Here is a 13,221-nt window from a genome sequence, read left to right on the forward strand (position 1 = left end):
TAATCCGCTCATTAGGATTTTTGGTCTACATATAAATATGCGGTCATACACATTTGAAATAAGCCTTCTTCACAGAAAGAAAGGATGGAAGCGCTTACCAAAAAAGCTGTTGAATAGGGGAGGTCATATCATGCTTGCCATACTCGGTTTTGTGATGATGATTGTCTTTATGTACCTTATTATGTCTAACCGGCTTTCCGCTCTTATTGCTTTGATTGTCGTTCCTATTGTGTTTGCCCTGATCAGCGGATTTGGCAAAGATCTCGGCGAGATGATGATTCAGGGCGTTACAGACCTCGCCCCTACCGGTATCATGCTGTTATTCGCCATCCTGTATTTCGGCATTATGATTGACTCAGGCCTGTTTGATCCTCTCATTGCCAAAATCTTATCGTTTGTCAAAGGAGATCCGTTAAAAATCGCCGTAGGCACAGCGGTTCTGACCATGACCATTTCGCTGGACGGAGATGGGACAACAACCTATATGATTACCATTGCAGCGATGCTGCCTCTCTACAAACGGCTCGGCATGAACCGTTTGGTGTTAGCGGGAATAGCGATGCTTGGTTCGGGGGTTATGAATATTATCCCGTGGGGCGGGCCGACTGCGAGGGTTTTGGCTTCCTTAAAATTGGACACGTCAGAGGTCTTTACACCGCTGATTCCCGCTATGATCGCCGGCATTCTCTGGGTGATCGCCGTTGCTTATATCCTCGGAAAGAAAGAGCGGAAGCGGCTCGGCGTCATTTCGATTGATCACGCACCGTCTTCCGACCCGGAGGCCGCACCGCTCAAGCGTCCCGCTCTTCAATGGTTTAACCTGCTGCTGACTGTCGCTCTGATGGCCGCACTGATCACCAGCCTGCTGCCGCTCCCTGTTCTTTTTATGACTGCGTTCGCCGTTGCCTTGATGGTTAACTATCCAAATGTCAAAGAGCAGCAGAAACGAATCTCGGCGCATGCGGGTAATGCGTTAAACGTTGTCTCAATGGTGTTTGCTGCGGGCATATTCACAGGCATTCTCTCCGGCACAAAAATGGTGGATGCCATGGCGCATTCTCTCGTTTCACTCATCCCTGATGCCATGGGCCCGCACCTGCCGTTGATCACTGCGATCGTCAGCATGCCCTTCACCTTTTTCATGTCGAATGACGCCTTTTACTTCGGTGTCCTTCCCATCATCGCCGAAGCCGCTTCCGCTTACGGAATAGACGCCGCTGAAATCGGGAGGGCCTCCTTGCTGGGGCAGCCTGTGCATCTGCTCAGCCCGCTTGTGCCTTCCACCTATCTATTGGTAGGAATGGCAGGCGTCAGCTTTGGCGACCATCAAAAATTCACTATTAAATGGGCCGTGGGAACAACGATTGTGATGACCATTGCGGCGCTTTTGATTGGGATTATTTCTTTCTAAATGTATGAGCTTGATCGTAGCATTGAGTGAGTACGTGATTTACAGAGGGGAGAAGATCAAATAGGATATTATGAGTGAATAGAAGATTCATGCCAACAACTTCTCATTACAATCATAAGAGCCTGCTATATTGCAGCAGGCTCTTTCACATTTGGCATTATTTTTTTGTATAGCGCACCCAGTCATAATGAGCGTATAGCGGATTTACACCATTGTAGGAGCCAAGCCATTCATCGACACCCGTGCCATTCCACAAGTTCATCATGATCTTTCCAGGTGTTGTCGGAATTTGGTTTGTTGCAGTATGTTTTAATTGCCCGTCGACATACCATTTAATAGAGTTTGGCTGCCAATCGAATGCATACGTATGATAGGCATTGGCTGCATCAAACCCGAGATCAACAATCTTCTCATGGTTTCCTGCACCATTTGTATAATAGTTAAATTGAACCTTCGTTGTGTCTTTTCCTAAAAATTCGATATCAATCTCATCCCAAGGAGTTCCATCTGTTGGACCTGTGTAAGTGAAGAACGATGAAACGATCCCTGTGTTTTTAGCTGGTTTCATTCTGACTTCATAAAGTCCATAGCCATATGTTTGAACAGAACGGTTTTCCCCGCAGTCAAACTTGTTATAAGCTGGGCTTGTTAGCGCTAAACGCATTTCACCCAATGACGTCATTGATACGTTATTAGCCCGCCACGTGCAGTTGAACATATTTCCATTCGAATAACCATCTGCTTTTTGCCAAAAACCGGAGTTATAGCCGTTAAAAGGGTCAAAAAACGATCCACCTGTTTGAGCTGAGGCAGTAGCAGTGACTGCAAACAAACTCATAAACAATCCAGTGACAAGAAGCAGCAACACTCGTTTCAGATAAGGCATATTGGCATTCCCCTTTCATTGAAAGCGTTTTCTATGTTGATCTTACATGATTCTTTTAAAAGGGAACATCGGTCAAAATAATGATAATATCGAATCTTACTAACTTGAATCCTGTAACTATCATCATCTTCCCTCTGAAAAAAATAAAAACCTAAATTACCATCAGCACAGACAGAGATGATCCGCACTCATTGCAATTTAGGTTTTGCCTGCTTTATCAGTAACAATCCTACCATTTTCATATGTGAATGTAAGAAAAAGTGAACACAAGGAAACACAAATGTCAGCGCTCTCATTATGCTTGTTTAACTACCCTTTCTATGTGAATGGTTAAATACAGCAGCTCGTCACTTGTGAGCTTGTGCTCATACTCCCGCTCAATGTAGGTTTGGATTTTCTTCGTGCATTCATACGCGCGATGATACTTTTCTTTCACTGTATCCAGCAAAAAATCGTCCTGGCTTTCCATGTGAGTGCCGTTAAATAGACGCTGCGCGAAAAACTTTAAGTGGGTGACGAACCGATAATAGTGAAGCGATTCTTCGTTGAATTCAATCTTAAAATGGTATTTTACAATACTCAAAATCTCTTGCATGACTTTTGTAATGTTGATAATATTGGGCATCTCTTCATTCAGCTCGGCATTTACAATATGCAGAGCAATAAAGCCTGCTTCATCCTCTGGCAGAGACACACCAGTCTTGTTTTTTACCATAACCAACGCTTCTTTGCCGATCGCAAATTCGTCTTTGTAGAGCCGTTTTGTTTCCCACAGCAAGGCGTTTTTGATATCAAGCCCTTTCTGGTTGCGCTGGATGGCAAAGTTAATATGGTCGGTCAGCGACACATAGATGCTGTCGTTGAGCTTTTTGCCGAGCTGTAATTTTGCGTAGCTGATAATCTCTTCGGATACTTCCATACACTCGATCGGTATATCATACAAAAGGGTTTTGAACTTTTCTGATACATCCTTGTTATCGAGCGTGAACACTTTCTCAATGCGGGCTTCATCGACATCATCGCCGGACTTTTTCTGAAACGCGAGCCCCCTGCCCATGACGACCAATTCTTTCCCCTGTTCATTGACCACGCTGATCACATTATTGTTGATCACCTTCGCAATTTTCATGGCATGTCCCTCCAAATCTACTAAGAACAGACTATATCTTGATTGTACATTCTTTTTGTACTAGGTCAATATCATCAGGGAAAGACGGAAGCTGGTCAGTACAATTCACTCCGTACCTGCTGCCCGGGCTGTTTTTGAAGCAGCGCCTCCAGATGGCGTTCAAATGATGCCTTGTCAGCTTTCTGCTTTTTGACAATGCTGTTCATGATTTTAATGCTTTCAGCACTGTATTGTGTATATTGTTTTTTCAGCTGATCCAGCTGCTGTCTTGTCTTCTTCGCGTTTTTCGGTGTGACTTGGTTGATGAGTTTGATCATACTGTCTGCGGTCTCAAAAAAACCGGCTCTATTTTCTGTCAGCTGCTGAATTTCGATGCGGCTCATATCTTGATTACGCGTTTTTTGAAGCAAGGCAACCGCCTCGCTGTTTTGTTTTTTGAGCGATTTGTTCTCAAGCTTAATCGATTCGAGATTCTCCTTCGCAATGTCTGCTTCTTCTTCAGTCATGCTGATTCGCACGAAGTATTCTGGATTGCCGATTCCATAATCAAATGCTTCGCTCACTTGTATCATGGAACTGAACACAATGGCCAGCTGCCTGTCGCTTGCGAGGGCTTGGAAATCCTGCTTTTTCTTACTGCTCATCGGTTTGGCTGCGGTTTGTTTTACTGTCTTTTGATCACAGTCTGCGAACATCTGAGCCTCACCTTCACTTTCGCATGCGCTCATCACAAGAACTGTGACCAGCAGGCTTATACACAAGCCTATTCGCCTCATGCTCTGTCTCCTCTCTGCTGAATCCCTTCTGGAAAATACCATAAAATATAGTTAAATGGTACCAGATGCACCTAACCCCAGCAATAAATCAAAAGTATGATTTGAAGCGAAAAAACATAAATATTTTGTAAAAATTGACGTGCATTCCATTCTTTTCAGGCCCATTTCTCGTACAATAGAAGTATCGTTACCGGAGAGGGGCTCTGATGATGAAACGTTTTACGAAACAAGAAAACAGCTGGGTGTTATATGACTGGGCAAATTCAGCTTACTCAATTGTCGTGACCACCGCGGTATTTCCGTTATTTTATAAATCAGCAGCTGCGGAAAGCGGTGTCAGCGCCGCTCAATCGACTGCCTATCTGGGCTATACCATTGCGATTTCAACGTTTATTCTTGCGATGCTCGGCCCTATTTTAGGCACAATCGCCGACTATGAAGGGTGCAAGAAAAAGTTCTTCGGTTTCTTTGTGTCAGCCGGTGTCGCCAGCACCGCGATGCTCGCCTTTATCCCTAGTGAACATTGGCTGCTATTGTTGCTGTTTTATACGGTATCGGCTATCGGTTTTTCCGGCGCCAATGTGTTTTATGATGCCTTTCTCGTGGACGTCACGCCTGAGAAGCGGATGAATCTCGTCTCGGCACGGGGTTTTGGCTTAGGATACATTGGAAGCACGATTCCATTTATCATCAGTATTGCTGTCATCCTGCTCGCACAAGCAGAGACTATTCCAGTGTCTGTATCGGCCGCAAGCCAGCTGTCCTTCTTCATAACGGCTGCCTGGTGGGGGCTGTTCACCATCCCAATGATTAAACATGTCCATCAACGCTATTACATCAAAAAAGAACCTCATATTGTCATCAACAGCTTTAAGCGGCTCGGCCAAACGATGAAACGGATCAGGCAATACCGGGCACTTTTCCTCTTCTTGCTCGCTTATTTCTTTTATATCGACGGAGTCGGCACGATTATTACGATGTCGACATCCTATGGATCAGATTTAGGGATCGGCTCCTCAAGCCTTCTGATCATCCTATTTGTCACCCAGGTAGTCGCCGCGCCGTTTTCGATTATATACGGAAAACTGGCAGAACGCTTCACGGGGAAGACCATGCTGTACGTCGGGATCGTCATTTATATGATCGTCTGCGTGTATGCCTATTTTATGGAGACAACGCTTGATTTCTGGATACTGGCTATGCTTGTCGCCACCTCGCAAGGCGGTATTCAAGCCCTAAGCCGTTCCTATTTCGCCAAGCTTGTGCCAAAGCGCCACGCCAATGAATTCTTTGGCTTCTACAACATTTTTGGAAAATTCGCCTCAATTATGGGGCCGCTGCTCATTGCCGTTACCGCCCAGCTGACCGGTAAATCCTCGACTGCGGTGTTCAGCCTGATCATTTTGTTTGTGATTGGTATTGTGATTCTTGCCTTTGTTCCCGAGGAAACCAGCACAGATGTCAGCCAGCAGCAAAATGACCTGCCCCTTTAACTGGGAGCAGGTCATTCATCATTTATTCGCTTTATTCACCTTCAGCTGTTTCCCTTTGACGGTTGTGTTCTTCATCACTTTGAGAACATGAGGGCCTTTACCATTTAAAATCTCAACGTATGAGGCGTTATCCATGATCGTGATGATGCCGATGTCGTCAGCTGACACACCGTCAATTTTGGCAATCGTTCCTACAAAATCAACGGCTCTGATTTTCTTTTTCTTTCCGCCGTTAAAATACAGCTTCATAATGTCTTTATTCAGCTCTTCGCTTTTGTCCTTTTTGCTTTCCGGACGGTCATTCAGTTTAGCTAGAAATTCTGGTTTCTTCCTTGCCACTTCCTCTTGAGAAGGTGCTTCTATTTTTTGGATTTCAAATCCGATATATTCTTCAATGTCGGCTAAAAACCGTTTTTCGAAGGCCGTGACAAACGAAATGGCCTTTCCTTTGTTCCCTGCGCGTCCCGTTCGGCCCGTGCGGTGGACATAGCTTTCTTTTTCAAGCGGCAGATCATAGTTGATGACAAGGGAGATATTTTCAATATCAATCCCGCGCGCGGCGACATCCGTCGCCACTAAGTAACGGTACTCGCCACGTTTAAATTCATTCATGACGTCGAATCGGTCTTCCTGAATCATTCCGCCGTGAATTTTATCGCATGGATATCCCAAGTCATCCAATTCATCGGTCAGCTGATTGACGTGCTCCTTCGTTCGGCAGAAAATGATGCAGCTGTCGGGATTCTCCGTCATCAGCACATCTTTCAGCAATGAAAACTTATTCTCTTCTCTTACTTGAATCACCGCATGTTCAATATTTCTTGTGGTTAGGCCGGCCGCTTTGACCTCGATATGCTCGGGGTTTTGCATATATTGACGGCTCAGCTTCTCGATATCCTGCGGAAGCGTCGCTGAAAACAGCATCGTCGTACGCTCAGTCGGCAGATGCTTGATAATCGCCTCCACCTGCTCAATGAAGCCCATATTCAGCATCTCATCCGCTTCATCAATGACCAAATAAGAGAGACGATCCAACGGCAGCGTGCCTTTTTCGATATGATCCAGAACACGTCCCGGCGTGCCGACAACAATGTGGCTTTTTTGCTTAAGCTCAGCTTTTTGTTTATCAAAGGAGGATTTTCCAAATACGGCTGTCGCTTTGATCCGTTTAAATCGTCCGATGTTCGTGATATCTTCCTTTACTTGCACCGCAAGCTCACGGGTCGGTGTTAAAATAAGCGCCTGCGGCTTGTTTTCATCCCAATTCGCCAGCTCACAGAGAGGAATCCCGAACGAAGCCGTTTTCCCGCTTCCTGTCTGTGATTTGACGACAAGATCCTTTCGTTCAAGGGCAGCGGGGATCACACTCTGCTGCACCTTGGTCGGTTCTGTATATCCCAGTCCTTCCAATGCTCGTAAAATGTCATGACTGATTTGATAGTTTTTAAAATGACTCATGTATAAACTCCTGTCTCTTGCAGATGTTCTCATTATACTCTAATTGACCAAGGCATATGTGTTTTGTCGAAAAATGATGTATTAAAAGCCAGCGATTCCCTGGCGTTTTAGCTCCTGAACAGCCAATCGCGCCAGTGCGTCGGCCCCCGCGCGATTCGGGTGCAGCGTATCTCCATCCATATAAAGCCCGAGTGTTCTTTCCGGACCGATCGATGTAAAGTATGCCGAGCTGAGGACATTTAAGTCAATGAGATATGTTTTTTCCTCTTCGGCCAAAGCTAAAATAGAGGCCCTGTACCATCTGTTTACAGACGAATGGATGCCTTCAGAAGTAAAATCGGTTGCCCGGCCCTGAGGCGTTGATAGGATGACGTCCGCTCCTTTCGCTTTTACCTGACGAATCATATCACGCATCACCTCTTTAAACTCCGCTTCAGATTCTTTATGCTTCGGATTTGTGTCATTAATGCCAAGCTGCAACATAAAATAATCTCCGGGTTTAATATACTTCAGAATCGCCTCAAGCTGTCCATCATTTCTGAACCCTCTCGCGATCTGCCCGCCAGACGCCATGTTTCTCACTTGAAAGGTGTGTTTATCGATATAGTGAGGCAGCATCTGCCCCCAGCCCGCCTGCTTGCTGCTGTTGAGCGGATAATAATTGCACACCGTCGAGTCGCCGCCGACATAAATGGTTCGATTCGTTACCGGCTGATCAGACAATTTCTTTATTTTCAAGGCGCTGAGCGTAAAAGCGGTGCCTGCCTTTCCCTCTGTCACCAGCAGATTCAGCTGCCCGTCGGTGACGGGAATTTGGAACGTATCCTCCGCGCCATCCCCTGTCATATTGATGACCTGAAACACGCCCTCCGCTGCCACACTGGCCCTTGCCGTATTGCCAAGCGTCACCTTCACCTCATAAAGGCCATTCGGGAGATCAACATTAAACGTGTTATTGCTTTTCGTCCCATACGCTAAAAACTGAACCGCATCACTCTTCACACCAGCCCCGGATGCCGCCACATCCCTCATATTCTCCGGTGTTTGAAAACCGTAGCCCTTTGACCGGTCATACCGATCAGACGCCCTGACACCAATATAACCAGGCTCCATCGAACCGCTTCCAAAGTCAAACTGATACACCTTCGGCTCCGCCGCCTTCACATTCTCAATCCCGCCAAAACACAGCATCAGCATCATCACAAAAACCGCTGCCATCCATTTTTTCATCAAGACTCCCCCTCTATGAAAACGAATACATTAATGCATACTCGGTGATTGTTTCTTTATGATGACTGAATTAAGAAAAAAATTGCGTTGAGGAATAAAAATGAGGGGAGAGTCTCAAGAAGGGGAAAATCAGTGTGACTTCTTGTCACACTTGATCACATCCCAACCTCCGCAATAGAAGCTTATTTGGTTTTCTTCGTCATACACATAATAACGGAGTCTTTCCCATTGATCGTCAGTCGGTACAATCTCCAATGCAACCGAATCGATGGATTCAAGGTCATCCAGCTTTGATGCACTAATGTTTTCAAACCGCAATTGAATGTCACAGGTTTGAGCAGATCGTTTTCATTCAAACACAGGAATATGAATATAACGATCATCTTCTTTCATATAGAAAGAAAACTCGTTTAATGTAAATGGACCTGTATCCTCATCAGAAAGATGCTGTTTCAATTTCTCGTATTGTGTGATATTCAAATGAATTCCCTCTATTTATATGATTCACCGCCAATCATATAAATGTCCACAGCATCGTATTCAAACCATATGATCCGTTCGCCTGAGTCCGTTAGGCATTGGAGCTTCCCTTCTGAAAAATAGCTTTTATCCGGTTGAGGATCAGTGATCAGAAAAACATCATCATTGATGGAAGCTAGCAGAAAGAGAAAATCTGCAATATCCCGGTCTGCTTCCTGTAATATGGATTGGAAATGGAATTCCCTTTTGGCCAGCTTCGTCACCTTGTAAGCATGACCTTCAAAATACTCGGACAGGTCTTCTATAAATGAACCAGTCGTTATTACCTGTATCATGATTCGATCGTAGGCAAGCCCTGCCCAAAAACGATAAAACGACTCTGCATCTTCAAGTTCGCATGCCATAACGGTTTGGTCAGGCTTAAGCTCGATCATGTCCAAATTGCCAATACTGCTTATAGAGGTTATTTCCATAAAATCTTCCCCTTATCAGTTGGATAGCGCAACGCAAATCTCTTGTCTGACTTGTTCATACAAGAGAATGTGATGATACAGATCCTTATCGTTTTTGATCATATCCGGAAGTATGTCAGGATACAGCTCAAAAAAGCTTTTCTCCAACGAACGCCGCTGATGCCGGGGTATCCTTTTATTCGCCAGCACATAATCCAAACTGCCAGCAACAAGCATAAAAAACTCATAGATTTCCGCTTCAAAGCCGTACAATTCATCAGGGTACTGCTTTTCTTCAAGCTCTCGCTGTCTTTTTCTCAGTTTTTGAAGCACGTTGATCCTCTCCCTTCCGCAATAATCTCATTTATTTCGAAACAGAATAGGCGGATCATTATCTATCGCCTCCAACAGCTCTTCACCAAACACAGTGATTGCACATTTCCACGGGTCTCCCAAAAGTCCCCAGGAGAAGTCCTGATGAAAAAAGAAATAATAGTCTCCATTTGGAAATACGGGAACAGGCCATTCGCCAAATTCATCCTTAGGCATTGCCTGATGAGGACTAAAGGTATATCCGTCATGCTGCCAATCTAGTGCGTACATTACATCGTTCTTTCCAGTACCTAATTGAAATGCTTTTAAAATAGAAGTCTCTAAATCACTTAGCACTCCGCTCACATCATTATGACCAGCTTTACTGCTCATCGCGCTTGAGATATCAAACACTCGATATGGATCAGGCGGGATGATGTGATGACATCTGCTTCCGGGCTTCCATTTTATGATCTTGTTCACTTCTGACCAGATGCGGTCTTGTTTTGTCTGACTTAAAGCGCGCCAATTCATCATAATCTCATCCCTACACCTTATTGGATATCCTGCTTATAAACACCAGAAGAGGCCACTGCGTAAACAGCGTAACTTGTCAGTTTCAGCTGTTGAACATCTAGGCCTTCACCGTTCGAATCACAGCATGTTATCTCTTCCATCTCTTGACTCACATCGGCAGAAATCAAATAAAGAGACGACTTAAGGTCTGCACTGTAACAATTGAACGTCCCAACCAAAAAACCTTCTTCGGATATCGCGAGCTGATCAAATGCTTCTGAGTCCGGCTCTTTATCCGACAGAATCCACACCCGTCTCACGACCGTTTCATCAAATGCGGCAATGACTGCATCTCCGTAATACAGCATATAAATCAAGCCGTTTTTTTCTGCAAGTCCATAACAATCATCTACAGCAGGCGCATCCATTTCTTCAAGCTTTCTATCAATGTGTATTTCCTTCTGCTGACCATCTAACGTAAAACACCACACACTATGGCCGTTGGGATTCTCATCATGATAAATCCCTTCATCACATAAACCGACCCAAAGCTGTTGTTTCTAATCCAAAAGACAGCAGGAAACCCCTGAAGGCAAGTGAAAAACACTTTTCACCCTTCCCTCTTCTGAAAAAACCTTTACCTTCGGCTCGTACGATTCGTAATAAACGAAGACATAGCCATCTGCACATTGTTGAAAGAGCAGAATATCACTGTATGAAATCTGCTCTTTCACTCTAAAATCCCGAACATCACCGGAAGGATCATAGATTGTAATGGTGATACCACCTTTCAACCCTTTTCCAATGTAGACACGCCCCTGTGGATCAGCATGGAAAAAACAATCTTGGGTGTTCTCGTTGATGATTTTATTCAATTTTAATTTTTTCATTGGTTATGCTCCTAGGTTCGAAATGAAATGATAAGAATAAACCATTTATTAGCTATTAGTAACGGACAACCTAGTTTCATTAATCGTTTTGGGATAAATCTACTTTCCAATTCAGCCTTAAATCATTTAGTGTTTAATTGGTATGCATAAAACGATTGATCATCAAAGCGAACTGTTTCAGCTTCTATAGCAATCAGCATTCTGTTCATGTCAATAAGAAAGTTAGCATTTGATTGATACTCCGGAATTATAGAATTTGATAGATTCCCGATTCCTTCTGGATGATAACTCATCTCAAATACTTGCCAATTGTATTCTTCCGGATCTATTTTTTCCAATCTCATGTCGCCAACATCTGCACTATAATAAGCGGATGCCACATTTTGAAATGAAATTTTATGCGTATATTCACCTTCATCTTCAAAAACCTTAATATCAAGTGAGAGTTCTTTTTTAAACACATTAAAATCTAAATGAAGGACACTGCACCCCTTATCTATATAATCAACCCATTCATTAATCGTTTGATACATTGTCATCCCCTGCCTCTTTTTAAACAATAACGCCTTGCCACCAAGCAGAAAACAAATTACTCCGTATATTGTTTGATCCAATCATTTAAATCATCTGTTGAATGCAAATAAGTTTCTGATGAATCTTTCAAATCAATCCCACTTAGAAGGATTAACATATCCCAGACTCTATCGTCTTCTACTTCGGGGTCATCCGCATAAACATAAGTTCCAGCCCAATCCGACACTTCTTCTCTTGTTGTTTGTCCATTTAAGACACTTTTGATTTTATTTATGCATTCTATTAGATTTGTCTCGCTCAATTTGATCACCACGTATTCAAGTACTAAATGATTTTTTATTAGTATGCAAAGCACCGTACTGATATTTAGATATTGAAGCTTTTTCCGTAAAAGATATGTTCCAAAAGGTTTCCAATCTACCAATAAACAAGCTCACATCCGTATTCCGTGTGCAATATACATAAACCAAACTGGCACTTAGGCTCAACCAAAATAAAACTATGATTGAGAATCCCTTCATCGAACTCAATACACTCCAATAAGCAGTCAAGGTGCTCGAGACATTTTCCAAAAGAACAAACTAACGCACCAATTTCGCTGCTGTATTGATGAAACAGCAGAACGTCCCGGTCATCGTAAGCAACATATGACTGAGATATTTTCCAGATCAGCTGTTTCGCTTCCGTTTTTTCGAGGGCATCAACCTCACGGGTGTTGGCTGGTATTGAATTTGATAAAACCAGCTCAAGCAATTGCCTGCTTTGCGCCAGATCAGCAAAACGATAAGTGAAGCCTCTTTCTGCACAAGGGACTAGTTTTTCTTTGATTTCGCTCATCAATAAACGTCTTTTATTCTCGGCGAGTTTTTCGATCAATCTTTTTTGCATGAGCCGCATTCCCTCCGCTGTCAATTTCTCAACTTCTTTTAAATTGATTCATCATTCTCTTGTTTTCGTTGTCGTTCATGTTTAGATTTGTTCTAAAAAAGCTTGTATCGCTTATCGATACAAGCTTTATCTTCAACTGCTTAAAACTCACCCAGTGGGCTTTTCACAAAACGCTGGGAACCTTTTTGGCAAATCCTCTTCATCCCAATCAATTCTATATTTTTAGATTCTTTTGTCATACAAATAAGAGAGGATGGTAACATCTCTTATTTAATGTTCCATCAATAAATGCCCCATTTTTATCCAATGCAGAAATTATTTATAATTAAGGAAGTTTAGAAGGATTTTTTGTATTTTCAAGATTTAATTTTAAAGCGGTCACAAAAGACTCTAGCTTTTCTTCATTACAATTAATTTCGAACAAGTTGGAGTTCGACTTACTTTCTTTATAATCATCAAATATAATTTTAATCTTAATTCTGTAATTTCCGTTTTCTTGATCAATACTAAGAAATAAGAATGGTTCAATAGTCTCTAAACTGATACTGTCTTGATTTCCTTTTATCATAGTTTCGATCCCAGATATCAACACCTTATATTCACTTTCTAATAAAACAGCAGAAAAATCGCGAACGACGGCTTTCTTATTTTCCAACAATTCAAATACAGATAAAATAAATGGATCATCGTCCAACTCTTGATACCTTCTCGGTGTTAATTCAAGTTCTATACAATCATCTTTTATTTTGGCCATATTTCCTCCTCA

General features: G+C 43.1%; 17 protein-coding genes. 2 read left to right on the plus strand and 15 right to left on the minus strand.

Translation table 11 applies throughout. The features are described 5' to 3' along the window. Window positions 1-130 precede the first annotated feature (130 nt). Window positions 131-1,411, plus strand: coding sequence for a citrate transporter CitH (citH, locus tag NST22_RS20430; RefSeq protein ID WP_003227205.1), 1,281 nt, complete (start codon window positions 131-133; stop codon window positions 1,409-1,411). A gap of 157 nt (window positions 1,412-1,568) precedes the next feature. Here citH and bglS read toward each other — a convergent pair whose 3' ends face one another. The 3 genes from bglS to NST22_RS20445 form a co-directional block, all read right to left on the minus strand. Then, window positions 1,569-2,297 (minus strand): beta-glucanase, encoded by a 729-nt coding sequence (gene bglS / locus NST22_RS20435; RefSeq protein WP_003244531.1) that lies wholly within the window; start codon window positions 2,295-2,297, stop codon window positions 1,569-1,571. Between the two features lie 295 nt (window positions 2,298-2,592). Beyond that, window positions 2,593-3,426 (minus strand): transcriptional antiterminator LicT, encoded by an 834-nt coding sequence (gene licT / locus NST22_RS20440; RefSeq protein WP_003242598.1) that lies wholly within the window; start codon window positions 3,424-3,426, stop codon window positions 2,593-2,595. Window positions 3,427-3,521: 95 nt separating this feature from the next. Next, window positions 3,522-4,202, minus strand: a complete 681-nt coding sequence (locus NST22_RS20445) for a hypothetical protein (RefSeq protein ID WP_010886641.1) — start codon at window positions 4,200-4,202, stop codon at window positions 3,522-3,524. A gap of 206 nt (window positions 4,203-4,408) precedes the next feature. Between NST22_RS20445 and NST22_RS20450 the strand changes: the two genes are divergently transcribed. Beyond that, the gene (locus NST22_RS20450) at window positions 4,409-5,695 is read left to right on the plus strand and encodes an MFS transporter (RefSeq protein ID WP_009968391.1); all 1,287 of its coding nucleotides are present in this window, start codon (window positions 4,409-4,411) and stop codon (window positions 5,693-5,695) included. 18 nt (window positions 5,696-5,713) lie between these two features. Here NST22_RS20450 and dbpA read toward each other — a convergent pair whose 3' ends face one another. The 12 genes from dbpA to wapI form a co-directional block, all read right to left on the minus strand. Continuing rightward, window positions 5,714-7,153, minus strand: coding sequence for an ATP-dependent RNA helicase DbpA (gene dbpA, locus NST22_RS20455; RefSeq protein ID WP_003243023.1), 1,440 nt, complete (start codon window positions 7,151-7,153; stop codon window positions 5,714-5,716). Window positions 7,154-7,234: 81 nt separating this feature from the next. Next, a complete protein-coding gene (locus NST22_RS20460; RefSeq protein ID WP_003242617.1) occupies window positions 7,235-8,383 on the minus strand; it encodes a GDSL-type esterase/lipase family protein in 1,149 nt (382 codons plus the stop codon). Window positions 8,384-8,731: 348 nt separating this feature from the next. Continuing rightward, window positions 8,732-8,863 (minus strand): hypothetical protein, encoded by a 132-nt coding sequence (locus NST22_RS20465; RefSeq protein ID WP_003227186.1) that lies wholly within the window; start codon window positions 8,861-8,863, stop codon window positions 8,732-8,734. A gap of 11 nt (window positions 8,864-8,874) precedes the next feature. Next, a complete protein-coding gene (locus NST22_RS20470) occupies window positions 8,875-9,336 on the minus strand; it encodes a hypothetical protein (protein ID WP_003243382.1) in 462 nt (153 codons plus the stop codon). Window positions 9,337-9,351: 15 nt separating this feature from the next. After that, entirely contained in the window at window positions 9,352-9,648 is a 297-nt protein-coding gene (locus NST22_RS20475) for a YxiJ family protein (RefSeq protein WP_003227182.1), read from the minus strand. A 27-nt stretch (window positions 9,649-9,675) separates the two neighbouring features. Further along, window positions 9,676-10,164, minus strand: a complete 489-nt coding sequence (locus NST22_RS20480; RefSeq protein WP_010886642.1) for a DUF2716 domain-containing protein — start codon at window positions 10,162-10,164, stop codon at window positions 9,676-9,678. 17 nt (window positions 10,165-10,181) lie between these two features. Then, a complete protein-coding gene (locus tag NST22_RS20485) occupies window positions 10,182-10,634 on the minus strand; it encodes a hypothetical protein (protein ID WP_003227178.1) in 453 nt (150 codons plus the stop codon). A gap of 69 nt (window positions 10,635-10,703) precedes the next feature. Beyond that, a complete protein-coding gene (locus NST22_RS20490; protein WP_003227176.1) occupies window positions 10,704-11,033 on the minus strand; it encodes a hypothetical protein in 330 nt (109 codons plus the stop codon). Window positions 11,034-11,155: 122 nt separating this feature from the next. Continuing rightward, window positions 11,156-11,572: a hypothetical protein gene (locus NST22_RS20495; protein ID WP_003227174.1), complete on the minus strand. Its 417-nt coding sequence runs from the start codon at window positions 11,570-11,572 to the stop codon at window positions 11,156-11,158. A gap of 50 nt (window positions 11,573-11,622) precedes the next feature. Next, window positions 11,623-11,991: a hypothetical protein gene (locus NST22_RS20500; protein WP_009968394.1), complete on the minus strand. Its 369-nt coding sequence runs from the start codon at window positions 11,989-11,991 to the stop codon at window positions 11,623-11,625. After that, window positions 11,985-12,455 (minus strand): hypothetical protein, encoded by a 471-nt coding sequence (locus tag NST22_RS20505; RefSeq protein ID WP_003243092.1) that lies wholly within the window; start codon window positions 12,453-12,455, stop codon window positions 11,985-11,987. The genes NST22_RS20500 and NST22_RS20505 overlap by 7 nt, the downstream gene beginning before the upstream one ends. A gap of 325 nt (window positions 12,456-12,780) precedes the next feature. After that, window positions 12,781-13,209 carry an immunity protein WapI gene (gene wapI, locus NST22_RS20510; protein ID WP_003227169.1) on the minus strand — a complete coding sequence of 143 codons (429 nt, stop codon included), beginning with the start codon at window positions 13,207-13,209 and terminating at the stop codon, window positions 12,781-12,783. Window positions 13,210-13,221: the final 12 nt, after the last annotated feature.

The sequence above is a fragment of the Bacillus sp. PS237 genome (assembly GCF_037963345.1).
Lineage (GTDB): Bacteria > Bacillota > Bacilli > Bacillales > Bacillaceae > Bacillus > Bacillus subtilis.